Origin of the sequence: Corynebacterium sp. HMSC11E11 (assembly GCF_001807025.1) — a bacterium.
In the GTDB taxonomy this organism is placed as follows: domain Bacteria; phylum Actinomycetota; class Actinomycetes; order Mycobacteriales; family Mycobacteriaceae; genus Corynebacterium; species Corynebacterium freneyi.
This window is the reverse complement of the sequence record NZ_KV787105.1, coordinates 1-1,585: the sequence shown is the minus strand read 5'-3', so window position 1 is coordinate 1,585 and position 1,585 is coordinate 1. Positions and strand designations below refer to the sequence as shown.

General features: G+C 55.4%; 1 protein-coding gene. It reads right to left on the bottom strand.

What is annotated here, in order from left to right; translation table 11 throughout:
• Positions 1–124: 124 nt before the first annotated feature.
• The gene (locus HMPREF3121_RS12040; RefSeq protein WP_011273191.1) at positions 125–1,336 is read right to left on the bottom strand and encodes an IS110 family RNA-guided transposase; all 1,212 of its coding nucleotides are present in this window, start codon (positions 1,334–1,336) and stop codon (positions 125–127) included.
• Between the last annotated feature and the right edge of the window lie 249 nt (positions 1,337–1,585).

Genomic DNA, 1,585 nt, shown 5'->3' with positions numbered 1-1,585 from the left:
GGGGGGTGTCCCTATGTTTTTGTCAAGTGCCAGACCGATGTTGACGAGCACAGTCTTGGGAGTAGTTTCTTAGGCGTGCCTAGGAGCCGGCCAGCGTGTGCTGGTCGGCTTCGTCTTTGGGGCTTTATGCGGCGACGGGGCGTGGCGGGATTTCGCGGAAGAACTCCTTGTTTTTCAGCATCGCGTAGATGACATTGCATCGGCGTCGTGCCAGGCAGATGACTGCTGCGTTGTGGCGTTTTCCTTCAGCGCGTTTGCGTTCGTAATACCGCCGTGACGGTTCGTGGCTGCGGATAACTGCGAATGCGGAGTAGAACAAGGCGTTTTTCAGTCGTTTATTGCCTGACCGTGCCGGGAATTCACCTCTGATCGACGAACCGGATCGTCTAGTCACGGGTGCTATTCCAGCATAAGCAGCTAAGTGGCCAGCACTAGCGAAGTCGGAGCCATCACCGATCGCAAGAAGGATCTGCGCTGCGGTCTTGATGCCGACTCCGGGCATACTCATCAAGACCTCACAAAGAGGGAAATCAGCGAGCATCTCTTCAACCTGCTCAGCAATGGTGTTTCGTTGCTCTTTGAGGGCCTGGATGTTTGCAGCCAGTTGAGGAATTACTAACTCGGCGGCATCGCTTCCAGGCACGGTGACTGTTTGAGCTTTCAGCGCTGTAAAAATGTCGTCTACCAGCGGGGTGGGGTCTTTACGTGTGCGCTTGATCATCCAGTTCAACACTCGTTGGTATCCGGCTCTTTTTAGCCCCTGCGGTCCCTTGTAATGGATCAATAATTCCAGGATCGGCGTGCGAGTCAGGGTGCTACCAGCAAAAACTCGTTCCAGGCTGGGGTAGATCTGGGTGAGGACACTGCGAAGCCGATTGACAGTGCGAGTGCAATCGCGGGCGATGTCATCATCGAAGCCGGACAGCATCTTTAGGGCGGAGAGTACCTCATCATTGCGGTCGACGGCACGTAGCGTGTGGGGCATTGTGCGGGCGGTGTCGGCGATGATGAATGCGTCGCGTTTGTCTGTTTTTGCACGTCCCGGATAGAGATCTGCAGCTTTGCGCATCGCAAGACCTGGCAGGTATCCGACTTCGCAACCGCAGTCCCGGGCTACAGCAATCGGTAGTGCGCCGATGGTGTTGGGTTGGTCGACGATCACGAGCACGGTGCCAAGCTTCTGAAGCTGGTGAAAAACGCCTGCTAGTTCGGATTCGAGTTGAGGCAACGGTTTGTCGAAGACCTTGTTGCCATCACGGTCTAAGGCGCAGGCGTGGTGTTCAGATTTGCCGACGTCTAACCCAAGGAATATGTCGATGGAATGCTCCGGAGACATGATGAGCTCCTAGAAAACGAGATGGGTATGGCGTTGTTCCAGTCGCTGGTGTCATGACCTTCGTTGCAAGCACCCACGTTACAAAGAGACCTAGTTTAAAACTGGCCGTGTCCCTATCAGCTGTCATCGAAAGTCCTGGCACCCGGCGGCAACACCCCCCGGATTATGGAAACTACAGGGCAGGTAAGCCATACCGGGACCAGCGACTATCCCCATTATCGGGGACACTCACAAGGTAACGGGGCGGGA